Below are 22,446 nucleotides of genomic sequence, written 5' to 3'. Positions count from 1 at the left end.
GGGGGAGGGGATCAGGACAGGACGTCGGCGGCGTCGAGGTCGAGCGCGTGCCGGGCGTGCCGGTCGGCCATCGCCAGGAACATCTCGTCGCCGCGGTCGGTGCGCTTCACGCTCATGGACGCCAGCACCGCCATCGAGAGGCCGGCCCAGGTGCCGCGCCGGTAGTCCAGCCAGCAGTCGTCCCGGTCGTAGCCGGTCACGCCGGCCGCGACCAGGCCGTCGTGGTAGCCGCGGACGAGCAGGTCCTCGGCCTCCCGCCGGAGCTCGGGCGCCAGGCCCGCCCCGAGGAAGTAGGCGAGGTCGCTGGGCCCGACCCCGGTGCCGCAGGTCTGCCAGTCGACGACGGTGACCTCGCCGGCGGGGCCGATCAACAGGTTGTCCAGCCGGAAGTCGACGTGCGTGATCGTCTGCGGGGTGGAGCCGGCGGGCCGGACGTCCAGCCGGCCGAAGTAGACGTCGCCCGCCTGCTTCACGTGCGGCTGGAGCGAGGCGGCGTACCGCTCCTGGAAGCCCGACCAGAGCAGCGGCAGGACCTCCTTGAGCAGCGCGCCCCGCCCGTCCGGGTCGCCGTGCAGCCAGTCGAGCTCCGCGAGCGACGGGTCGCCCCACAGGGGAGCGTGCAGCTTGACCAGCTCCGCGACGGCCGCGGCGGCGACCTCGGTGCTGCAGCCGAGCAGCTGGTCGCCGGGCTGCGCGGGCGCGAGATCCTCCAGGAGCAGCACGAAGGACGCCGTCGGCACGTCGATGGCGGCGTGGTGCACGCGCGGCGTCCGGACCGGAAGCCGCTGCGCCAGTTCCTGGTAGAAGCGGACCTCCTTCTCGTAGGAGCGGAACGCGATCGCGGTGGCCCGGCTGCCCTCGTCGGCGGCGGGCAGCTTGGCGACCAGGGACGCCGGCCCGGCGTCCGGCGCGTCGTAGGTCAGCCGGATGCGCACGCTGTCGCACATCTGACCCGTGCCGAGCGGCCGCACCTCCGCGGCGACCACGCGCGCCCCGGCGAGGGAACCGGACGCGGTCAGGGCGCCGGTGAGCCACTCCGGCGTCAGGGCTTCGGCCGTGTCGGCGATGGTCAGCACGGCAGGATCCCGTCGACCTCGGTGTCGGGGAAGAAGCGGTGGTGGCGGGCGCCGGTCACCTCGTAGACGGCGGTGCCGCTCCGGCCGTCCCCGGTGCGCACCCGGACGACGTTGAGCCCGCCGCGGTGGAACGGCTCGTAGGGCCGGACGAAGTCCCCCTCGGCCTCGACGTCGATCGTCCGGCCGTCGGCGAGCACGAACCGGCAGCCGCCCGCGATCCCGGCCACCTGCTCGCCGTTCTTCCCGTAGGCCACGACGGCGCCGTCGGCGCCCCGCCAGTCGACGTCGTAGCTGAAGCCGACCACCGGGACCGGGTCGCTGCCGTCGGCGGCGGCCCAGCAGCCGTCGGTGTAGATCGTCGCGCCGTTGGCCAGCTCCCAGTGCCAGACGCCGAGCATCCCGTCCTCGAGCTGGATCTGGAACCAGATCCACAGCGGGCAGCGGCCGTGGTCGCGGACGCCCCAGGAGTGGTCCCGCTGGCCGACCCACCCGTCGATGCTGCGCTCGACGCCGTCGACGGTGTAGGTGCCCGACCAGGTGCCGGACTGCAGGATGTGGCTCTGGTCCCAGACGATGCCGTCGGGAGCGCGCATCGTGCCGCGGCGCAGGCCGTAGGCCTGGGTGCGGGCGGTGAAGACGGCGTCGACCCCGATCGGGCTCACCTCGGGGTCGGCCCAGATCCGGACCTCCCGCCACGGCTTCACGATCTCGACGCGCGCGCCGGGCACCTCGGGGGTCTGCGGGTCGTCGCCCAGCGGCCGCGCGCTGCCGTGCAGCACCTGCTGACCGCCGATCCGGCCCATCTGCAGGCTGTCCATCTTGTCCTGCGCGGGCCGCACGGCCATGGTGAAGAAGACGGCGTCGCCGGCCCCGGAGGGGTGGTGGATGTCGAAGAAGTGGCTCTCCCGCCAGTGCGGATGCGGGGTCGCCACCGCCGGCAGGAGCTCGGGCAGCTGGTGGACCAGCTGCTCGTCGGCGGGGGTGGGTCGGGCCACGGTGCCTCCAAGGGGGTGTGACCCGGAACACTAGCGAGCAATGCTCGCAACCGTCAGCCCCTCTCGAGGCCGTCCAGGAACGTGGTCAGCCCGAAGGCGAAGACGTCGTCGCTGCGGGGTCTCCGGTCGTGCGTGGCGCCCGGGGATTCGGCGGCGGCATCGAAGGCGACGGACCCCAGCACGTAGTCGAGCAGCGCGAGGTAGGCGGCGCGCGCCCGCTCCGGGGGATGCCCGGCGGCGAGCAGGTTGTCCAGCCCGCAGGCCGAGGCCCGCATGGCGTTGGGGCCGAGGATCGGCGAGCCGCTGAGCGCGGGCACGACGTGCGGATGGCTGCGCAGCACCCGGCGGAGCTCGGTGGAGAGCTGCTCGACCCGCTCCCGGCCCGGCAGCTCCGGATCGGGCAGCCGGACCTCGCCGAGCACCGCGTCCACGAGCAGCACCAGCAGCTCGTCCCGGCTGGCGACGTGCCGGTAGAGCGTGGAGCTGCCCGTGCCCAGCCGGGTGGCCAGCGCCCGCACGGTGAGCGCGTCCATCCCCTCGGCGTCGACCAGCGCCAGCGCCTCGGTCAGCACGACCTCCAGCGTCAGGCCGTCGGTGTGCGGCCGGCGGCGGGCGAGGCGTTCCTCGTGCCCGCGCCACCAGGCGGCACTTCCGGGAACGGACGCAGCGGACATCCGCGGAAGGCTACGGCCGGACGGCCCAGGCTGCCCGGCTCAGCCGGCGGGAACCTCCTGGTCGATGCACACGATGTTGCCTTCGCTGTCCTTGAACCAGGCGGCACGGCCCAGGCCCTCGAGGGAGGCGATGTCGCCGTCCCACCGGACGCCGGGCATGTCGTAGACCTCGAACGTCACGCCCTTGGCCTTGAGGTCGCGCACCTCGGCCTCTATGTCGTCCACGTGCCACTGGGCGATGGTGTGCCCCGCCTGCCCGGCGAAGGCCGTCTCGTAGACGTTGAAGGCGGTCCCGCCCTCCGTCTCGTAGGTGAGGGCGACGCCGCCCATCTCGTTGCTCGGCGTCAGGCCGAGCTTGTCGGGGTAGAAGGCCCTCGCCCGGCCGAGGTCCGAGGCCGGGATGTTGGCTTCGACCCTGCTCGTGCTCAGCATGGCTGGCTCCCCATCGGGATCTGCCCCCGTGCGGATGAGACGCCGTCGAGCGTGGCCCTGCACCGCGGGCGCGGCAAGGGGCATACGGCCTTGCGGAAGTCCCAGCTCACCAGCTTTCCGGCACGATCCGCACCCGGGCGTGCCGGCCGTCCGACGGCACGGAGCCACCGGACGAGGCGTCGAGGGTCGTGCTCACGGGACCTCCGGGTGCGGGTGGCGGGTGCCTGGCCCCGGCAGCCCAGACGCGCCGGTCACCTCCGCCGTGAGGTGCGCCACTCGCACCGCACGATCTCCGGGGATGTCACGGTCAGTTCACCGAAATCTCCTGGGGTCGGGCGCCTGCGCTCGCTACTGTCCGGCGGGCCCCCGGCTCCCGGGAGCCGTCGCCCTCCACCACGCGGACGAGCCGGCCGGGCCCCGACGCCGTGCGCCCCGTTGACGCTCCACCGACTCCGCCGAACCAGGAGAACCGCCTGTGACCACCCCCGCCCCGCCGATCGCGCAGGCCTATCCCGAGAAGATCGACGGGGCCGTGCTCAGGATCGCCGGCGTCGTCGTCCTCGGGGCGATCATGTCGATCCTCGACATCACCGTCGTCAGCGTCGCGCTGCCGACCTTCCAGGAGGTCTTCGGCGCGACCTACGCGACGGTCGCCTGGACGATGACGGCGTACACGCTGGCCCTGGCCACCGTCATCCCGCTCACCGGCTGGGCCGCCGACCGCTTCGGGACCAAGCGGCTCTACCTCGCGGCGCTGTTCCTCTTCACCGCCGGCTCCGTGCTCTGCGCGATGGCGACCTCCATCGAGATGCTGATCGCCTTCCGGGTCCTGCAGGGCCTCGGCGGCGGCATGCTGATGCCGCTGGGCATGACGATCCTGACCCGCGCCGCGGGCCCGGACCGCATCGGCCGGCTCATGGCCGTGCTCGGCATCCCGATGCTGCTCGGACCGATCTCGGGCCCGATCCTCGGTGGCTGGCTGATCGACATCGCCTCCTGGCACTGGATCTTCCTGATCAACCTGCCGATCGGCCTCGTCGCGCTGGCGTACTCGTCCCGGGTGCTGCCCAAGGACGAGCCGAGCCCGACCGAGCGGTTCGACTTCCTCGGCATGCTGCTGCTCTCGCCGGGCCTCGCGCTGTTCCTGTTCGGCGTCTCCTCGATCGCCGAGGGCGGCGAGGGTGCCTCCTTCGGCCCGCGGGTGTGGGTGTCGGCCACCATCGGCGTGCTGCTGATCCTGAGCTTCGTGCTGCACGCGCTGCGGACGGAGAAGCCGCTGATCGACCTGCGGCTGTTCCGCAACCGCCGGCTGACGATCGCCACCGTGGCGATGTTCGTCTTCGTCATCGCGTTCATGGGGGCGGGCCTGCTGTTCCCGTCCTACTTCCTGCAGGTGCGCGGTGAGACGACGCTGATGGCCGGTCTGCTGATCGCCCCGCAGGGCCTGGGTGCCATGGTCACGATGCCGATCGCCGGCGTCCTCGCCGACAAGGTGCCGATCGGGCGCACCGTGCCGGTCGCCCTGCTGGTGATGGCGAGCGGGTTCTTCGTCTTCACGCAGGTCGGCGCCGACACCTCCTACTGGGTGCTGTGCGGGGCGCTGTTCGTGATGGGCCTCGGCATGGGCGGCACGATGATGCCGATCATGACCTCGGCGCTGAAGTCGCTGACCAACTCCGAGGTCGCCCGCGGCTCGACGCTGGTCAACATCGTCCAGCAGATCGGTGGCTCCATCGGCACCGCCGTGCTGTCGGTCGTCCTGACCAACCAGCTCACCGCGGCGATGCCCGAGGGCGTCGCGCCGCTGGAGTTCATGGCCGACGGCTTCGGGACGACGTTCACCGTCGCGTTCGTCCTCATCCTGCTGGCCCTGGTCCCGGTCTCGTTCCTGCCGCGGAAGAAGGAGACCTCGCATCTCCTCGACGACGAGGACGGCGCGGTGCCGGCCCCGGTGCTCATGCACTGAGCCCTCCCGCTCGACCCACGGCGACGGCCCTCCCGGAACTCTCGGGAGGGCCGTCGCCGCGTCCGGGACCCCCGGTCAGGGCAGGATCCGTCGCGGGGCGCGACCGCGCCCCACGACGGAGGAGGGTCCGCGATGGCTCAGGTGATCGACGACGTGATCGCCCGCTGGCACCGGTACATGACCGGCGAGCTCCCCGGCGGCCTGGACGGGCTGCTCGCCGACGACGTCGTCTTCTACTCGCCGGTGGTCTACACGCCCCAGCGCGGGAAGGCCGTCACGACGCAGTACCTGCAGGCGGCGGCCGGGACGCTGGCCGGCGGGGACGGCGGCACCTTCCGCTACACGAAGGAGGTGCGCGCCGGCGACACCGCGGTGCTCGAGTTCGAGACCAGCGTGGACGGCAAGTACGTCAACGGCGTCGACATCATCCGGTGCGACGACACCGGCCGGATCGTCGAGTTCCGCGTGATGCTGCGGCCGCTGCAGGCGATCAACGCCGTCCACGAGCAGATGGGCCGCAGCCTGGCCGCGGGCGGCTGACCTGCCGGGCCGGGATCGACCGGAGCGCGGCGGAGAACTGATCGGCCCGAACCGCCCCCACCGGCCGCGCGGACCGGTACAAAGAGCCGTGCAGGTGTGACCGTCGTCATAGTCCGAGGGGGACCGCATGGCCGAGGAAGCAGGGCGGAACGCGCGCCAGGAGCCGCAGGTGGACGTCGTCGTCGTGGGGGCCGGCTTCGCGGGGCTGATGCTGCTGCACCGGCTGCGCGAGGCGGGCTTCTCCGCGCGCGGGTTCGAGCAGGCGAGCGACGTCGGCGGGACCTGGTACTGGAACCGCTATCCGGGCGCCCGGTGCGACATCCCCACGACCGACTACACCTTCGGTTTCGACCCCGAGCTCGAGCGGGAGTGGACCTGGTCGGAGAAGTACGCCACCCAGCCGGAGATCCTCCGCTACCTGCAGTTCGTGGCCGACCGCTACGACCTCCGCCGCGACATCACCTTCGACACGCGGGTCGACCGGGCCGAGTGGGACGACGCCGCGCAGCTCTGGCGGGTGCACACCTCGGGCGGGGAGACCGTGACCTGCCGCTCCTACGTGATGGCGACGGGCTGCCTGTCCGTGCCGAAGGAGCCGGAGATCGAGGGGGCCGGCCGCTTCCGGGGAGACGTCCACCTGACCAGCCGCTGGCCGCACGAGGGCGTGGACTTCACCGGCAAGCGGGTCGCCGTCATCGGCACCGGCTCCTCGGGGATCCAGTCGATCCCGCTGATCGCCCAGCAGGCGGCGGAGCTGACCGTCTTCCAGCGGACGCCGAACTTCTCGATCCCGGCGCACAACGGACCGGCACCGGCGGCGCGGGTCGACCAGCTGCGCGCGGACCGCGACGCCTACCGGGAATCGGCGCGGTGGTCCCGGATGGGCGTCCCCGGCGAGGCCACCGAGCTGAAGGGGGTCACGACGCCGGAGGACGTGCGGCGGCAGCGGCTCGAGAGCGCGTGGGAGGCGGGAGAGCTGCAGGTGATCACGAGCGTCTTCGCCGACCAGGGCACCGATCCGGCGTCGAACGAGATCGTCGCCGAGTTCATCCGCGAGAAGATCCGCGCGGTCGTGACCGATCCGGAGACGGCCGAGGCGCTGTCCCCGCGGGACCACTACTTCGGCACCAAGCGGCCCTGCCTGGACACCGGGTACTTCGCGACGTTCAACCTCCCGCACGTCCGGCTGGTCGATCTGCGGAAGACGCCGATCACCACGATCACCGAGAGCGGCATCGACACCGCGGGGGAGTCGTTCGAGGTCGACGCGATCGTCTACGCCACCGGGTTCGACGCCATGACCGGCGCGCTGGTCGGGGTCGACGTCGCGGGCCGCGAGGGCGTTTCCCTCCAGGAGAAGTGGGCCGACGGCCCGTCGACCTACCTGGGCCTGATGACGGCGGGCTTCCCGAACTTCTTCGCGATCACCGGCCCCGGCAGCCCGTCGGTCCTGTCGAACATGGCCGTCTCGATCGAGCAGCACGTCGACTGGGTGGCCGGCTGCCTGGCCGATCTGCGCGCCCGCGGGATGACGACGATCGAGCCGACCGCGCTGGCCGAGGAGGGGTGGAACCGGCACGTCGCGGACTGCGCGGCGATCACGCTGCACCCCACCGCGAACTCCTGGTACATGGGTGCCAACGTGCCCGGCAAGCCCCGCGTCTTCTACCCCTACATCGGCGGCGTCGACGGCTACCGGGCAGCGGCCGACGAGGTGCGCGAGCGGAACTACCTGGGCTTCCGGCTGACCGGTCCGGACGGCGAGCAGTGCACCGACGGCGTCGTCCGCCGGCTGCAGCCCGACGTGGCCGTGGTGCTGGAGATGATGGCGCAGCTGGGTCTCCCCGCGCTGGAGTCCCTGCCGCCCGCGCAGTTGCGGGAGTTCATGGACACGCTGAACGCCGACCGCCCGCTCGGCCCCGAGGTCGGCGAGGTCCGCGACGGGGTCCTGCCGGGCCCGGCCGGCGACCTGGCCTACCGGCTGTTCCGCCCGGCCTCCCCGGGGCCGCACCCGGTCGTCCTGTACTTCCACGGGGGTGGATGGGTCATCGGCGATCACGGGTCCGACGAGCCGTTGTGCCGGGACCTCTGCGCGCGCAGCGACGTCGTCGTGGTGTCGGTGGACTACCGCCACGGGCCCGAGGCCCGCTACCCGGCGGCCGCCGAGGACGCGTGGGCCGCGCTCCGGTGGGTCGCCGACCACGCGATCGAGCTGGGTGGCATCCCGGACCAGCTGGTCGTGGCCGGGTGGAGCGCCGGCGCCAACCTCGCGGCGGTCGTGGCGCAGCGGGCCCGGGAGGAGGGCGGCCCCGCTCTGCGCGGGCAGCTGCTGCTGACGCCGGTCACCGACTCCGCCATGGCCACGGACTCGTTCCGGGAGAACGCCGAGGGCTACGTGCTGACCGCCGGCGTCATGCAGTACTTCTGGGACCACTACTGCGACCCGGCCGCGCGGACCGAGCCGGCCGCCTCGCCGCTGCGTGGCCGGCTCCACGACCTGCCGCCGGCGATCGTGGTGACCGCCGAGTTCGACCCGCTGCGCGACGAGGGCATCGCCTACGCCGAGGCGCTGCGCGCAGCCGGGGTCCCGGTCGAGCACGTGGCGGCCCGCGGGCACACGCACACCTCGCTGACGATGGTCGACGTCGTGCTCTCCGGCGCTCCGGTACGGGCGGAGATCGGCGCGCGGCTGCGCGCCCTCCTGCCGGAACCCGCGACCGTGTGACGACGGGGGCGCCGCGGGCCGGGTCGGCACGCGGCGCCCCCTCCGGCGTCAGGGGGCCGGCATCGGGTCAGGCGTTCCGCACGGCCGCCGCGTCCTGCAGGCCGAGTTCCTCGACCGAGACCTCCCGCATCTCGACCTTGCGGATCTTGCCCGTCACCGTCATGGGGAACTCGTCGACGACCTTCACGTACCGGGGCACCTTGTAGTGGGCGAGCCGGCCGGCGCAGAACTCGCGCAGCGCGGCCACCGTCAGGGGCTCCGCGCCCTCCCGCAGCCGCACCCAGGCCATGAGCTCCTCCCCGTAGCGCTCGTCCGGGACGCCGATCACCTGGGCGTCGACGACGTCGGGGTGGGTGTAGAGGAACTCCTCGATCTCGCGCGGGTACACGTTCTCGCCGCCCCGGATCACCATGTCCTTGATGCGCCCGACGATGTTGAGGTAGCCGGCGTCGTCCATGACGGCGAGGTCGCCGGTGTGCATCCAGCGTGCGGCGTCGATGACCTCCGCGGTCTTCTCCGGCTCGTGCCAGTACCCGAGCATCACCGAGTAGCCACGGGTGCAGAACTCGCCGGTCTCCCCACGCGGCACGGTCAGCCCGGTCGCCGGGTCGACGACCTTCACCTCGAGGTGCGGGTGCACCCGGCCGACGGTCGCCGTCCGCCGCTCGAGGTCGTCGTCGGCACCGGTCTGGGTGGACACCGGGGAGGTCTCGGTCATGCCGTAGCAGATGGTCACCTCGGTCATGCCCATCTCGCTGACCACCCGTTTCATCACCTCCACCGGGCAGGGGGAGCCGGCCATGATGCCGGTGCGCAGGCTGGACAGGTCGTAGTCGGCGAAGTCGGGCAGGCCCAGCTCGGCGATGAACATGGTGGGGACGCCGTACAGCGAGGTGCAGCGCTCCTCCTGCACGGCCTTCAGCGTGAGGGCGGGGTCGAAGCCGGGCGCCGGGATGACCATCGTCGCCCCGTGGGAGGTCGCCCCGAGGTTGCCCATGCCCATGCCGAAGCAGTGGTAGTACGGCACCGGGATGCAGACGCGGTCGGCCTCGGTGTACCCGCACCCCTCGCCGACGAAGAACCCGTTGTTGAGCAGGTTGTGGTGGGTGAGGGTCGCGCCCTTGGGAAAGCCCGTCGTCCCGGACGTGTACTGGATGTTGATCGGGTCGTCGGCCGACAGCTGGGTCTCCCGCTCGGTCAGCAGCTCGCGGTCGGCGCCCCGGCCGGTCGCCAGGAGCCGCTCCCACTCCGGGTCGCCGAGGAAGACGACCTCGCGCAGGTCCGGGCAGTCGCCGCGGACCTCGGCCACCATCGCCCGGTAGTCGCTGCCCTTGAACGCAGGCGCCGACACGAGCACCGAGATGCCGGCCTGCTCCAGCACGTAGGACAGCTCGTGCGTGCGGTACGCCGGGTTGATGTTGACCAGGATCGCGCCGAGCTTCGCCGTCGCGTACTGGACGAAGACCCACTCGGCGCAGTTGGGCGCCCAGATCCCTACCCGGTCGCCCTTCCGCACCCCGAGCCCGTCCAGGCCGAGCGCGCAGGCATCGACGTCGGCGACCAGTTGCGGATAGGTCCAGCGACGCCCGGTGGCGCACTCCACCAGCGCCTCGTGCTCACCCACCCGGGCGGCTGTCCGGTCGAGGTTGGCGCCGATGGTGTCGCCCAGCAGCGGGACGGTCGAGGTGCCGCTGCTGTACGACGGCTGCGTGGGGACGCTGGTCTGCATCTGGTGTCCATTCCCTGCCGGTCGGCGGTGCTGCTCCCTGCCGGTGTCCATGTAAGCCCCGAGTCGTTCCTGCGGCCAGACCCCCGAGCTGCCACGGGGCGGTCGACCGGATCCGGCGCGGTCAGTCCGCCGGAGCGGACCGCCGGCCCCACCGGAAGTAGGCCAGCGGGCCGAAGAAGTTCACGGCGACGACGGCGGCCCATCCGGCCTTGGGGCCGTTGACCGCAGCTGCCGGCCGTCGGGCCAGGTCGGTCCACGCCGTGGCCGCGAGGGACAGCTGCACCGCTCCCAGCGTCAGGACCGCGGTCTGCTGGGCCGGGGTCAGCTCCCGCCAGCGTCGTCGTGCCATGTCAGTGCCTCCGTTCGCGTGCGGCGCGCAGTCGCCGCGCCAGCCCCGCGTAGAGCATCGCCTGCGGGACGTTGACCAGCCAGTACGGGGAGCCGACGGCCGGACTGATGCCGATGACCCAGCCGGTCGCCAGCCACAGCCCGGCCTCCTGGTGCCGGCGACCGAGGAGCAGCACGGCCACCGCTGCCTCGGCCACTGCGGTGGCCCCGACGACGGGCGCCGCCACGGGCACGAGCCGAGCAAGCACCACCCGGTACGGCGGGAGCCAGGTGGTGTCCCGGAACCACTCCATCAATTGCGTGGACCGCGGCAGCGTGCCGACCGCGTTCCCGACGGCACAGGCGGCGAAGAAGAGCCCCACGCCCGTGGCCGCCAGCTCCGGCGCGGTGCGGCCGGGCCCTCGGGCCCAGGGGGACGGCGGAGTCACGCGACCCGGATCAGGGACTGCGGGTGGTCGTCCCAGCTCAGGGCCGACCGCACGTCGGCCCTGGTAAGGGGTGCGTCGAGCACGTGCGGGACCACCGTGGCCCGCCACCCGGCGCGTGCCAGTTCGAGGAGGACGCGCTCGGACGCTTCCCCCGACCGGAGCCAGGCGAGCTCGTCGTCGGCGTCCGTGACCAGGAGCAGGAAGCTGCCCGGGGCGTCGTCGTCGGCTTCCGTCAGGGAGTCGCGTGCAGGGCCGGGATCCTGCCCGCGGATGGCCAGGGCTTCGCGCTCGAGCTGCGCGACCGTGCCGTCCTGCTCGGGCGGGACCGGCACGAGGACCGCGCCCTCGGCTGCCGCTGCCCGCCCCAATTGCTCCAGCAGGGTCGGCGGCAGCCGCCGGAGCGCGAGGGGGCGCCGACGCACCGGACCCTGCGCCGCTGTCCCGGCGAGCTGCGCGAGGCCCGGCTCCGGCGCTCCCGGCACGGGTCGGAGGACGGCGAGCAGCCCGGGGTCGTCGGGACGAGGGAGCCGTTCGACCTGGACGGCCCAGGCCCGGGCGGCGAAGGCGACCCGGACGCCGAGCACCACGGCGCCGGCGCCCTGCACGACGCGCCGCCAGGGGCGATCCGGCTCGGGCACGTGCCGGGAGCCCACCGCGCGCACGTCGAGACGGTCCGGGTGCAGCACGAGCGCACAGCCCGGGACGTCGCAGAACGCCGACGTCAGGGTCGCCTCGGTGGCGGCGGCCTCCAGGGCCTGCATCCGCTCGTCCAGCGCCGGCACGGGTCCGTCGTCCGGCGGATCCGCGACCGGTACCTGGCCGCGCGCCGCTCCGTGCGCTAGCGACTCCACGCCGGCCGCCCGTCGCCGGAGCCGGACGCGGCGCCGTGAGCCGCCTCCAGCAGGACCCGTCGCTCCGCGGCGGCGAGCGCGTGCCGGGTCGCGGGTACGGCAGCCGGCTCCACGGAGACCGAGGTGATCCCTGCGCGCACGAGGTGTTCCACGAACGCGGGGCGACGGGAGGGGGCCTGCCCGCACAGGGACGACGGGATGCCCATCCGCCGGGCCGTGGCGATGACGGAGTCGATGACGGCGAGCACCGCGGGGTCGGCCTCGTCGAACAACTCGGCCAGGTCGGCGGAGTCGCGGTCCACCCCGAGCACCAGCTGGGTGAGGTCGTTGCTACCGATCGAGACGCCGTCCACTCCCAGCCCGATGTACTCCGGCAGCCAGTAGGCCACCGACGGGACCTCCGCCATCACCCAGCGACGCAGCCCGCGCTGCCGGCCGAGCGGTGAGGCGTCGACGAGGGTCAGGCACGCCTCGAGCTCCCACTTCGTCCGCACGAACGGGATCATGAGCGCCACACCGGGGAACTCCTCCCGCACCCGGGCGAGCGCCGCGAGCTCGAGGTTGAAGAACGACGGGTCGTGGACGTACCGGTAGCAGCCCCGGTAGCCGATCATCGGGTTGTCCTCCACCGGCTCGTACTCCTGGCCGCCGGTGAGGCCGCGGAACTCGTTGCTGCGCAGGTCGGCGGTGCGGTAGGTCACCGGCCGGGGCGCGAAGGCCCCCGCGATCGCGCCGATCGAGGCGGCCAGGTCGGCGACGACCCGCTCGGACTCCCCGGCCGCGATCAGCGCCGAGGGGTGCTGCCCCCTCAGCGCCCGGGTCAGGAGCAGCTCGGCGCGGAGCAGGCCGACACCGTCGACGGGCAGCTCGGCGACCGCGGTGGCCTGGGCGGCGTCGGCCAGGTTGACGTGGACGCCGGTCCCGGTCAGCTCCACCACTGCCGGCGACGCAGCGGCCGGCGCGGTCGTGGCGCTCGCACGGGGGGCGGGTGCGGTCCCACCGTGCTGCCCGGCCCAGATCCGGCCGGTGTTCCCGTCCACGGTCACGACGTCGCCGTCGGTCAGGGTGCGGGTGCCGCTGCGCGTGCCGACGACGGCCGGGACGCCCAGCTCGCGGGCCACGATCGCCGCGTGACAGGTGACCCCTCCGGTGTCGGTGATCAGTGCCGCGGCCCGGCGGACCGCCGGCATCCAGTCGGGGTTGGTCAGCGGAGCCACCAGCACCTCGCCGTCGACGAGCTGGACGCCGTCGGCGGGGGAGAGCAGGATCCGCACCCGCCCGGTGGCCTGGCCGGGCGAGGCGGCCAGCCCGTGCAGCAGCGGCTCCGACTGCTCCCCGGCGAGGCCGCTCCCGGCCGGTGCGGAGCTCTCGGCGGGAGCCAGCGTGGTGATCGGTCGCGTCTGGACCAGGGACAGGACGCCCTCGGTGAGGACCCACTCGACGTCCTGCGGGCAGCCGTAGTGCTCCTGGACCCGCAGCACCAGGGCGGCGATCCGCTCGGCCTCCTCCCGGCTCAGGACGGGCCCGGCCTCGCCCTCGCCGACGGGCAGCACCCGATCGCCCCCTCCGGGGGCGGCGACGATCTTCGCGCTCTGGGCACCGCGGTGCACCTCCAGCAGCCGGGGCCCGTCGGCATCGAGGACGTAGGTGTCAGGTTCGGTCCGGCCGCTCACGACCACCTCGCCCTGCCCCCAGGCCGCCTCCACCATCAGCCGGTCGCGACGGCCGGTCACCGGATCGGCGGTGAACGCGACGCCGGCCTTGTCGGCCGGCGCCATCAGCTGGACCACCACCGCGATGTCGGGCAGGTCCGACGAGCCGTGCTCCGCCCGGTAGGCCACGACCCGTGGTGTGAAGGCGGACGCCCAGCACTCCATGACCGCGTCGAGGAGTGCCTCGGCGCCCCGGACGTTGGTGAACGTGGCATTCATGCCGGCGTAGGAGGTGTCGGCGCTGTCCTCGCCGACGGCAGAGGAACGCACCGCGACCGAGGCGTCCGGCCCCAGCCGGGCGTACTCGTCGCGGATCCCGCGGGCCACCTCCTCCGGCATGCCCGCCTCCCGGATGCTCGCCTGCAGCCGGGAGCAGGCCGCGGCCAGGAGGTCCTCCGTGGCGCCCGACGCGCGCTCCCGAGCCGCCTCCAGGGCCGCGTCGTTCAGGTCGACGACGGCGGCGCGCGTGGCGACGAGCGCGCGCCGGAACGATGCGGCGAGCACGACGAAGCCGCCCGGTACCGGGAACCCGGCCCCCACCATCTCGCCGAGGTTGGCGCCCTTGCCTCCGGCCCGGTCGACGTCGGCCGATCGGAGGGCGTCCAGCCGCGCCACGAGTTCGGAGGCTGTCGTCGTCGGGGCGTCGTGCGTCGGCGGCCGCGGGCTCGGCGGCTGCGAAGAGGAAGTGGTCGTGTCCGTCATCGGGGGTCCTCGGCGCTCGGCGATCGGCAATCCGGTCAGGACGAGCGTCGCGGGGCGGCGGACCCTCGCGGGGGAGGAGTTGGTCCCCACTTCCGGGGTCGGATGGCCGTCGGCGCGCGACCCTCGGCGGCGCTGCCGGCGCCCGGACAGCTGCCCGGCTAGTCCGGGCGACGACGCCGCAGCGGGATCTCCAGGCTGCCCCGGGGGTCCAGCCGGAACGCCTTGTCGCGGACCCGGAGGGGCAGCACGGTCGCCCTGCTCGCGGTTCCGCCGACGGTCAGCGTCTGGTGGTCGATGGCCACCTCGATCTCGGTGTGCCGGCGGTAGCGCAGCCGGAACCGCATGCGGCGGAGCGCGTCGGGCAGGTAGGGGTCGAACCCGAGGACGTCCTCGCGCGTCTCCAGGCCGGTGAAGCCGCGCTCCAGCAGGTCGACGGTGCCCGCCATCGCGCCCAGGTGGATGCCCTCCCCGGTCGTTCCGCCCTGGACGTCCGCGATGTCGCTCTCCAGGGCCTCGAGGAAGTACTCCCACGCCCGCCGCCGGTCCGATCGGGCCAGCACCCACGAGTGCACGACCTTCGACAGCGTCGACCCGTGGGAGGTGCGGTCGAGGTAGTACGCGACCGTGCGGGGGATGGTCCGCCGGTCGTGCGGATAGCCGAGCCGGTCGAGGACGGCGTACAGCTCGTCGGCGGTGAAGAGGTGGAACAGCATGAGGACGTCGGCCTGCTTGGAGAGCTTGTACCGGTTGGTCGAGTCGCCCTCGGCCTCCAGGATGCGGTCGAGCCGGCTGATGTCGCCGTACTTCTCGCGGTACCCGGCCCAGTCGAACTCCTCCAGCGTCTCGTAGCCCCGGAACTGCAGCAGGACGCCGTCCTCGGTCCAGGGCAGCCGCAGCTTGCGGCTCACGTGCTGCCACCTCTCGAGGTCTGCCCGGCGGATGTCCAGGGTGTCGAGGAGCTCGTGGCGTCGTCCGGGGGGGAGCACCTCGAGGCACTCGAGCGCTCGGGCCAGCGTCCAGGCCGCCAGCACGTTCGTGTACGCGTTGTCGTCCAGACCCGGTTCGTCTCGGTCGGGCAGGGCGTCGTGGTACTCGTCGGGCCCCATCACCCCGCAGATGTCGAACCGGTCGCCGACCGCGTCGTAGGTGGCCACGTCCGCCCAGAACGCGGCGATCGACAGCAGCAGCTCGGCACCGTGCTCGGTGAGGAAGTCGGTGTCGCCGGTCGCCTCGTAGTAGCGCCACGTGTTGTAGGCGATCGCGAGGCCGATGTGCCGCTGCAGGTGGGAGTTGTCCGGCAGCCAGCGGCCCGACCGCAGGTTCAGGTGGAGGACCTGGGTCTCCTCACGGCCCGTGGACCCGCTCTGCCACGGGAACATCGCGCCCCGGTGCCCCGTGGCCCGCGCCGCGGCGCGCGCCTGCGGAAGGCGCCGCCACCGGTACAGGAGCATGGACCGTGCCACCTCGGGCAGGCGCAGGTTCAGGAAGGGCAGCACGAACAGCTCGTCCCAGAAGACGTGCCCCCGGTAGGCCTCGCCGTGCAGGCCGCGAGCCGGGATGCCCACGTCGAGATCCAGGCTGTGCGGGGACACGGTCTGCAGCAGGTGGAACACGTGCAGCCGGAGCACGAGCGTCGCCCGCACCGACCCCTCGATCTCCACGTCGCAGCGGAACCACAGGTGGTCCCAGGCGAGCTCGTGCCGCGCCACCACGTCCGCGAAGGTGCCGGCGCGGCCGATCTCGTCGAGCGCGGCCTCACCGGGCTCGCCGATGCCGGGATCACGCGAGGTGCAGAGGGCGGCCAGCTTCTCCACGGTGACGGGCCGGCCGGCCTCCATCGCGAGTTCCAGGTCGACGGCGGCGAGACCGGGCTCCGCGACCGCGGCGGCGACCACCGGCAGCTCCGTTCCCCCGGAGAGCACGCGGTGCCGTGCCGCCATGCCGATCCGGACCTTCGACTGCCTGGTCTCCGCCGTGAGGGTGAGGACCTCCGCGCCGGCGCCGGGATCGACCGCCGTCAGGTGCCTGCCGTCCAGCCCCCGGTACCGCGCCACCCCGTCGTTGGTCACCCGGCCGTCCAGGGCGGAACGGACCGTCAGCGGGCCGGTCCAGTTCTCGGCGAGGAGCGTGCAGTCCAGCGCCGCCATGTGGGGGTCGGCCATGGACACCAGCCGCCGTTGGGCGACACGGGTCCGGCGTCCCTCCCCGTCCTGGATGCCGAACCGCCGGGTCAGGACCCCACGCCGCAGATCGAGCTCCTGGACGTAGTCGGTCACCGCCACGGCGGAGAGGTCGAGCCACGGCCCGTCGGCGACGCGGAAGGTGAACGACTGCCAGTCGGGCAGGTTGACGATGCTCTCGTTCTCCACCCGGTGCCCGTCGATCTCGTCGGCCAAGCGGTCGAAGACACCGGCGGCGTACGTGCCGGGGTAGGAACCGTGTCCGGCCCGCCGTTCGGGGGCCGCCGCGCGGGTGACGAACCGGCCGTTCCCCAGGGCGCAGAGCGTCTCGCGGAGCGGCTCCGCGGCGGGGTCCCACCCGTCGTAGCGGAGCAGCCAGCCGGTCATCGGATCCCGCCGTCCCGCTCGGAGTCCGCCGCATCCCCGCTCGCCCCGACGCGCATGCTGCTCCTGTCTCCGTCGAACCGGATCAGCGTCCCCGGCTGCGGGACGCCGCGGTCGGGTAGCCCGTCCTCCGGGGCAGGGACCTAGGGCCCTGCATGCGGACGGCGGGCGCGGCACGGACCTTCGACCCCGGGTGGTGCGGACGACCGGCGGTGCCACCGGACCGTGCCCCTGGCGTGGAGTGGACGTCCCACGACCCCTGGAGGCGGACATGTTGGCCCTCGTCTACGACGGCCCGGGCAAGCGAGCATGGGATCACGTCCCGGACCCCGAGGTGATCGATCCGGAGGACGCCGTCGTCACCGTGGACGCCTTCACCATCTGCGGCACCGACCTGCACATCCTGCGAGGGGACGTCCCCGAGGTGCAGCCCGGCCGGGTGCTCGGGCACGAGGCCGTGGGCACGGTGACCGCCGTGGGGGAGAACGTGCGGACCGTGCGGGCCGGGGACCGGGTGCTCGTGTCGTGCATCAGTGCCTGCGGCCGGTGCCGGTTCTGCCGGGAGGGCCGCTACGGCCAGTGCCTGGGCGGAGGAGGCTGGCTGCTCGGGCACCTCATCGACGGCGTGCAGGCCGAGGCGGTGCGCATCCCCTTCGCCGACGGCTCGGTGCACAAGCTGCCCGAGGGCGTGTCCGACGAGACGGCGCTGATGCTCGCCGACATCCTGCCCACCTCCTACGAGGTGGGCGCCCTCAACGGTGGCGTCCGGCCGGGCGACACCGTGGTCATCGTCGGCGCCGGCCCCATCGGCCTGGCGGCCGTGCTGTCCGCCGGCCTGTACAGCCCGCTGCGGACGATCGTCGTGGACCCGGTCGAGAGCCGGCGGGATGCGGCCGTCGCCGTCGGCGCCGACCGGGTGCTGTCGCCGGACGACGACGTCGCCGGGACGGTCCGGCAGCTGACCGGAGGTCTCGGCGCGGACGTCGCCATCGAGGCGGTGGGCGTCCCGGCCACCTTCGACCTCGCCGTCGGGGTGGTCCGCCCGGGCGGGCGGGTGGCCAACGTCGGGGTGCACGGCCGGCCGACGACGCTGCACCTCGAGGACCTCTGGAGCAGGGACGTCACCATCACGACCGGCCTGGTGGACACGTTCTCGACCCCGATGCTCCTGTCCCTGCTGCAGGCGGGGCGCGTCGACGTGAGCCGGATGGTGACCCACCGGTTCGGCTTCGACGAGGTGCCGCAGGCCTACGACCTGTTCGAGGACCCGGTGCGCTCGGGTGCGCTCAAGGTCGCCGTCCTCCGTGGATGACGCCCGCGCCGGGCCGGCGACCTCGGCCGATCCGCCCGGTCCGCGGCGCGCGCGACGGTCAGGGGCCGTGCGCCGGGGAGGCGGGACCGTCCGCCGCGGCGAGCAGCTCGGCCATTCCCTCCTCGACGCCCCGGGCGAGGCTCCACACGTCCGCGGCGCCGTCGTGGTCGCCCGTGATGCCGACGGTGACCTGCCCGCAGTAGCTGAAGATCGCCACGCCCAGGCGGAGCCGCGAGGCGATCGGCACGTACGGGACCATCTCGACCAGGCGCCGGCCGAGCGCATAGAGCGGCGTCCGCGGTCCGGGCACGTTGGTGGTCACCGTGACGACGGAGCGCTGGGGGAGGTGCGCGGCCAGCCGCACGGTGGCCGCCACCGCGGCGAACGGCCCGTACCGGGCGAGCTCCACCACGGCCGCGCCCGCCTCCGCCTCGTGTTCGGCCTTGACCGTCGCCACCTGCTGCCGCACTGCGGCCAGCCGTTCCCCGGGGTCCGCGAGGTGGACCGGCAGCTCGGCCAGGAGCAGGGAGACCTGGTTGTCCCGGACCGACTCGGTGCCCGGTGCCCGCACCGAGACGGGGATGAGCGTCCGCACCGCATGCGCCGTGGGCACCTCCCCGCGTTCGAGGAGCAGGCGGCGCAGGCCCGCGGTCACGGCGGCCAGCGCCACGTCGTTGAACGTTCCGCCCAGGGTCCGGCGGACCCTGGAGATGTCGGCGACGGAGGTGCGGGCGAAGGCGAACCGGCGCTCCGGCGACGGAGCACCCGACAGCGAGGACCGCGTGGCAGGGACGAGTGCCGTGACCAGGGCGCCCAGCCCGCCGACGGTGTCCCGGGTGCGGCGGGCCAGGACGGCAGGGGACCGGACGGCACGAGCCAGCGCCCGGGCGGAAGTGAGCGGCAGCCGTGCGGCATCCAGCGCCGCGGCGGTGACGAGCCGCAGATCCGACGGCTCGGCGGACGGCTGCCAGTCGTCGGCGGCAGGGGCGCGCGGTTCCGGCGTCTCGTCGAGCGCGATGCGGAACAGGTCGGTGCCGGAGATGCCGTCGACCATGCAGTGGTGCACCTTCGAGATGAGCGCCCAGCGGTCCTCTGCCAGCCCCTCCACCAGCCAGTACTCCCACAGGGGGCGGTCGCGGTCGAGTCGGGCGGACATCACCCGGCCCATGAGGACGGCGAGCTCCCGGTCGCCGCCCGGGGCCGGCAGCGCCGTGCTGCGCAGGTGGTCGTCCAGATCGAAGTGGGGGTCGTCCACCCAGACGGGCGGGCCGAGGTCGAAGGGCACCTCGCGGGCCTTCTGCCGGTACCGGGGGATCAGCGGGATGCGCCCGGCCAGGGTGGCCCGGAACTCTTCGGCGGTCGGCGCCGGGCCCTCGAAGACGGCGATGGACGCGATCGCCAGGGAGACATGGGGCTCCTCGTCCTCCGCCTGGAGGAAGGCGGCGTCCAGCGGGTTCATGCGGTCCATCTGCCTGCAGCTCCCACTCGAGGGTCGTGCCGGTGGCGATCACGCCACTGTGCGCACCCCCGCAGCGCGGGCACGTCGGCCGGAAGACAGGTCCTCGCGGGACTTCCGTCCCGCGGGGGCACGGGCGGACGTACGTCCGCCCCGACGGGGCCGTTGGTCCCTCCTGTCCGGGCTCCTGGTCGTCGAGGGTGAGCGGCACGGGGCCGGCCCGTGCCGGTCGCACCGTGCGGCCGCCGTCGGCCGGTACGGAGGAGCGCGTGGTCGAGGGGGCTCCAGCGAGGGCCGGGACGCCGACGCGCGCACTCCTGGCCGACGGCTCGCCGGCGCTGCTGTACCGGCTCGGCCCGACGGACCTCCCCGACGCCCTCGCGCTGCACGACCGCCTGACGGATCGGGACCGCTACCTGCGGTTCAGCTCGCTGCACCCCGCCGATCTGGAGATCTACCTCGAGCGCACCCTCGGCGGGGCGCACGGCGCGGTCTGCCTCGGCGCCCGGGTGCGCGACCGGCTCGTGGGCGCGGTCCAGATGGTGCCCGTGGACGCGGACACCGCCGAGGTGGCGGCGGTGGTCGACCCGGCGTGGCACGCCCACGGCGTGGGCACGGTCCTGCTGGAGGAGCTGGCCGCCGTGGCCGTGCGGTCGGGCATCCAGCGCCTCGTGGCCGACGTGCTCGCCGAGAACGGGCCGATGACCGACGTGCTCGCCGATCTGGGCCTGCCCGTGGAGTACTCGCGGACGGGCCCCGAGACGCGCATCGAGGTCGTGCTGCACGGCGACGAGCGTTACGCGGCGGCGAGCGAGGACCGGCACCGGAAGGCGGCGGCTGCCGGCCTCCGGCCGATCCTCCGGCCCGGCACGGTCGCCGTCGTGGGAGCCGGCCGGAGGGAGGGTTCCCTCGGGCGCGCGGTGCTGCGCAGCCTGCACGCCGCCGCGTTCTCCGGTGCGGTGGTCGCGGTGAACCCGCACGGGGGGCAGGTGGAGGGCGTGCCCTGCTGGCCCTCGATCGCCGACGTGCCCTGCACCGTCGACCTGGCGGTCCTGACGGTGCCCGCCGAGGCGGTCGCCTCGACGCTCGAGGAGTGCGGCGAGCAGGGCGTCCGGGCGGTCGTCCTCATGACGTCCGGTCTCGGTGGGATCCCCGGACTGAGCGCGCGGGTGCGGGAGCTGGCGGACCGCTACGCGATGCGCGTGGTCGGGCCCAACACCGCCGGCGTCATCGGACCGGGGAAGACCAGCCGGTTGGACACCACGTTCACCGACGAGCCGGCCCCCGCCGGCGACATCGGGCTGGTGGCCCAGTCGGGTGGCATCGCGATCGCCACGGTCAGCGAGTGGCGGCGCCTCGGGCTGGGCCTGTCGGCCATGGTGGCCGTCGGCGACGCGCTCGACGTCGGGGCCCGCGACCTCCTGGCCTGGTTCGACGAGGATCCGGACACCTCCCTCGTCGTCCTGTACGCCGAGTCCGAACCGGATCTGCGCGGCCTGATCCGTACGGCGACGCACCTCGCGGCCCGGGTGCCGGTGCTCGTGCTGCAGACCGGCACCTCGTCGGCGGGCCAGCGCGCGGCGGCGTCGCACACCGCCTGCCCGGCGACCCCGCGTGCGCTCCGGGAGGCGGCGTACGCCTCGGGGGGAGTCCAGGTCCTGCCCGACCTCCCGGACATGGCGACCGCCATCGGTCTGCTGCAGGGCCAGCCGCTGCCCGAGGGCCGGTCGGTCGCGATCCTGACCAACGTCGGCGGGGGAGGCGTGCTGGCGGCGGATGCCTGCGCGGCGGCCGGCCTGGTGGTCGACCCCTTCCCCGACGAGCTGCAGGAGCGGCTGCGGGCCGTGCTGCCGCCGCCGGCGAGCGTCGGCAACCCGGTCGATGCCGGTGCCGCGGTCGGCGCCGACGCCTTCGCCGCGGCGCTCGGCATGCTGCTGGACAGCCCGCACGTCGGCGCCGTCCTGACCGTCACCGCCCCGACCGCGGTGAGCGACCCGGCCCTCGCCATCCCGGGCGCCGCCGCGGCCGCGGCGGCGCGGGGGACCGGCACCGCCCTCATCGACGTGCAACTCGTCCGGCCCACCACGGTGGAGCGGATCGAGCTGCCCGGTGCGCCCCCGGGCCGGTTCCTCGTGTCGGTCAACGAGCCCGGCCTGGCTGCGCGCGCCCTCGGGGTCGCGGTGCAGCGACGAGCCTGGCTGTCCCGGGATCCCGGGCCTCCCACGGTGCCCGACGGCATCGACATCCACCGCGCGCACGAGGCGGTGACCGCCGGGCTGGCCCGGATGCCCTCCGGCGGATGGATGCGGCCGCTCGAGGTCGATGCGCTCTGCCGCGCGGCGGGCATCCCGGCGGTGCCGGTCCGGTGGGTCACCACCGGCGCGGAGGCGGCCGACGTCGTCCGCAGGGCCAGGGGACCGATGGCGCTCAAGGGGGTCGTCGACGGCGTCGTCCACAAGGGCGACGCGGGCCTGCTCCGGCTGCCGGTGACCGATGCCCGCAGGGCCGGCCGGACGGTCGACGAGTGGGCCGACCGGGCCGGGCCGCGGTGGATCGGCGCCGTCCTCCAGCCGATGATCACGCCGGGGGACGAGTTCTTCGTGGGGGCGGTCCGTGACCCCTCGGCCGGGCCGGTGGTCGCGCTGGGCCCCGGTGGGCGGGCCACCGACGCCCTCGGGCACCGGGTGCACCGCCTGGCGCCGCCGACGGATGCCGACGTGGACGACATGATGGCGGCGACCGAGCTGTTCGCCACCGGCCACGGGCGGTCCCTGGACCTGGCGGGGGTCCGCGACTGCATCCGGCGGGTGGGGTGGCTCGCCGACGCGCTGCCCGAGATCGCGGAGATCGAGGTGAACCCGCTGGTCGTGGGCCCGCAGAGCAGTGCGGCACTCGACGTGCGCGCCAGGCTCGTGCCCGTTGCCGGGTGATCGAGC

16 protein-coding genes are annotated in these 22,446 nt (G+C 73.9%); 5 read left to right on the top strand and 11 right to left on the bottom strand.

The genetic code is table 11. The annotated features are described in order from the left end of the window. Positions 1–11: 11 nt before the first annotated feature. From CRP29_RS11450 to CRP29_RS11435, 4 genes are read right to left on the bottom strand one after another with little or no spacing between them, the layout of a single operon-like run. On the bottom strand, positions 12–1,076 hold the full coding sequence (locus tag CRP29_RS11450) for an aminoglycoside phosphotransferase family protein (RefSeq protein WP_097195168.1): 1,065 nt from the start codon (positions 1,074–1,076) through the stop codon (positions 12–14). Next, complete coding sequence (locus tag CRP29_RS22415; RefSeq protein ID WP_097195167.1) at positions 1,070–2,071, bottom strand: hypothetical protein; 1,002 nt, start codon at positions 2,069–2,071, stop codon at positions 1,070–1,072. Before CRP29_RS22415 ends, CRP29_RS11450 begins: the two co-directional genes overlap by 7 nt. 53 nt (positions 2,072–2,124) lie before the next feature. Further along, complete coding sequence (locus CRP29_RS11440; protein WP_097195166.1) at positions 2,125–2,745, bottom strand: TetR/AcrR family transcriptional regulator; 621 nt, start codon at positions 2,743–2,745, stop codon at positions 2,125–2,127. 39 nt (positions 2,746–2,784) lie between these two features. Further along, positions 2,785–3,177 (bottom strand): VOC family protein, encoded by a 393-nt coding sequence (locus tag CRP29_RS11435; RefSeq protein ID WP_097195165.1) that lies wholly within the window; start codon positions 3,175–3,177, stop codon positions 2,785–2,787. A gap of 475 nt (positions 3,178–3,652) precedes the next feature. Between CRP29_RS11435 and CRP29_RS11430 the strand changes: the two genes are divergently transcribed. The 3 genes from CRP29_RS11430 (at position 3,653) to CRP29_RS11420 (ending at position 8,408) form a co-directional block, all read left to right on the top strand. After that, the gene (locus CRP29_RS11430; protein WP_097195164.1) at positions 3,653–5,143 is read left to right on the top strand and encodes a DHA2 family efflux MFS transporter permease subunit; all 1,491 of its coding nucleotides are present in this window, start codon (positions 3,653–3,655) and stop codon (positions 5,141–5,143) included. Positions 5,144–5,275: 132 nt separating this feature from the next. Beyond that, a complete protein-coding gene (locus CRP29_RS11425) occupies positions 5,276–5,683 on the top strand; it encodes a nuclear transport factor 2 family protein (RefSeq protein ID WP_097195163.1) in 408 nt (135 codons plus the stop codon). A 127-nt stretch (positions 5,684–5,810) separates the two neighbouring features. Further along, on the top strand, positions 5,811–8,408 hold the full coding sequence (locus CRP29_RS11420) for a flavin-containing monooxygenase (RefSeq protein ID WP_097195162.1): 2,598 nt from the start codon (positions 5,811–5,813) through the stop codon (positions 8,406–8,408). Positions 8,409–8,475: 67 nt separating this feature from the next. Here CRP29_RS11420 and CRP29_RS11415 read toward each other — a convergent pair whose 3' ends face one another. The 6 genes from CRP29_RS11415 to CRP29_RS11390 form a co-directional block, all read right to left on the bottom strand. Then, positions 8,476–10,137, bottom strand: a complete 1,662-nt coding sequence (locus CRP29_RS11415) for an AMP-binding protein (protein WP_097195161.1) — start codon at positions 10,135–10,137, stop codon at positions 8,476–8,478. 121 nt (positions 10,138–10,258) lie between these two features. After that, entirely contained in the window at positions 10,259–10,486 is a 228-nt protein-coding gene (locus CRP29_RS11410; RefSeq protein WP_097195160.1) for a PLDc N-terminal domain-containing protein, read from the bottom strand. Between the two features lies 1 nt (position 10,487). Further along, positions 10,488–10,913 (bottom strand): hypothetical protein, encoded by a 426-nt coding sequence (locus CRP29_RS11405; protein WP_097195159.1) that lies wholly within the window; start codon positions 10,911–10,913, stop codon positions 10,488–10,490. Next, positions 10,910–11,695: a hypothetical protein gene (locus CRP29_RS11400; RefSeq protein ID WP_097195158.1), complete on the bottom strand. Its 786-nt coding sequence runs from the start codon at positions 11,693–11,695 to the stop codon at positions 10,910–10,912. The genes CRP29_RS11405 and CRP29_RS11400 overlap by 4 nt, the downstream gene beginning before the upstream one ends. Before the next feature lie 56 nt (positions 11,696–11,751). Further along, positions 11,752–14,091: a phosphoenolpyruvate synthase gene (gene ppsA, locus CRP29_RS11395; protein WP_217991554.1), complete on the bottom strand. Its 2,340-nt coding sequence runs from the start codon at positions 14,089–14,091 to the stop codon at positions 11,752–11,754. 245 nt (positions 14,092–14,336) lie between these two features. Continuing rightward, positions 14,337–16,745 (bottom strand): glycoside hydrolase family 65 protein, encoded by a 2,409-nt coding sequence (locus CRP29_RS11390; RefSeq protein WP_097195156.1) that lies wholly within the window; start codon positions 16,743–16,745, stop codon positions 14,337–14,339. Positions 16,746–17,013: 268 nt separating this feature from the next. Between CRP29_RS11390 and CRP29_RS11385 the strand changes: the two genes are divergently transcribed. Continuing rightward, a complete protein-coding gene (locus CRP29_RS11385) occupies positions 17,014–18,054 on the top strand; it encodes an alcohol dehydrogenase catalytic domain-containing protein (RefSeq protein ID WP_097195155.1) in 1,041 nt (346 codons plus the stop codon). 58 nt (positions 18,055–18,112) lie between these two features. On the opposite strand, the gene CRP29_RS11380 is transcribed toward CRP29_RS11385, so the two are convergent. Further along, on the bottom strand, positions 18,113–19,522 hold the full coding sequence (locus tag CRP29_RS11380) for a WS/DGAT/MGAT family O-acyltransferase (protein WP_097195154.1): 1,410 nt from the start codon (positions 19,520–19,522) through the stop codon (positions 18,113–18,115). 257 nt (positions 19,523–19,779) lie between these two features. Between CRP29_RS11380 and CRP29_RS11375 the strand changes: the two genes are divergently transcribed. Further along, positions 19,780–22,440 (top strand): GNAT family N-acetyltransferase, encoded by a 2,661-nt coding sequence (locus CRP29_RS11375; protein WP_176522929.1) that lies wholly within the window; start codon positions 19,780–19,782, stop codon positions 22,438–22,440. Positions 22,441–22,446: the final 6 nt, after the last annotated feature.

Source organism: Blastococcus aggregatus (assembly GCF_900221005.1).
GTDB classification, from domain to species: Bacteria; Actinomycetota; Actinomycetes; order Mycobacteriales; family Geodermatophilaceae; genus Blastococcus; species Blastococcus aggregatus.
This window is presented reverse-complemented; position numbering and strand designations above follow the sequence as displayed.